This window comes from Psychrobacter sp. 1U2 (assembly GCF_051847575.1).
Genome location: NZ_JBPYDC010001215.1, coordinates 1 through 665 on the forward strand (window position 1 = coordinate 1; position 665 = coordinate 665).

Genomic DNA, 665 nt, shown 5'->3' on the forward strand with positions numbered 1-665 from the left:
TAGTAGGGCAGGATACTGTACGATTAAGTCTTTAAATAGCTGGATCACACCTTGCTGCTGCTCATATTTGCCCGCCCAGTACATTAAATAAGAACCTAAATGAAAACGATTTTCAGCGTCTTTATAGATTACATGTTTGGTGAGCAGACTTTGTAAAATATTATGGGTTGAGCTGCGAGGAAGATCTAATTCTTTGGCAATATGAGCGGCTGTCAAGGGCTGGGTACTTGCCGTAATCAAATCTAAAATCTGAAAAGTTTTGTCTAATGCAGGAACAGCGGTTGAGCTCATAAGTGACCTATAAAGGTGAGTAAAATTAAAAACAATAAAAATAAAGCATTAAATAGTCATGAAAATGAGAATAAAGGTTGCAAAATGGATCCCATCATTCTTATAATGATGTCTCATATATAGAATCTATGTTCAGTATATTGAACAATATAACAGTTATCAATAATTATTTATGTAGAGTCGTATCAAAACGATTTCATTATTAAAGCTACTAATAACCGTTTTATCTACCTTTATAATATGCCATTAGTCCAATCGACAAGGAGCGTCAAAATGTCACAACGGTCACAATCTACTCTACAGTTGTCAAACCCAGACCTGCTTAAGCAACACTGCTTGATTAAGGATGGATGGCATGCTGCTAGTGATGAAGC

Annotated in this window: 1 protein-coding gene; it reads right to left on the reverse strand. The window is 35.6% G+C overall.

Features of this window, described 5'->3' with window-relative positions; translation table 11 throughout:
* A partial coding sequence (locus ACS8FD_RS21275) for a helix-turn-helix domain-containing protein (protein WP_439277331.1) occupies nt 1-291 on the reverse strand: 291 nt, incomplete at its 3' end.
* Nucleotides 292-665: the final 374 nt, after the last annotated feature.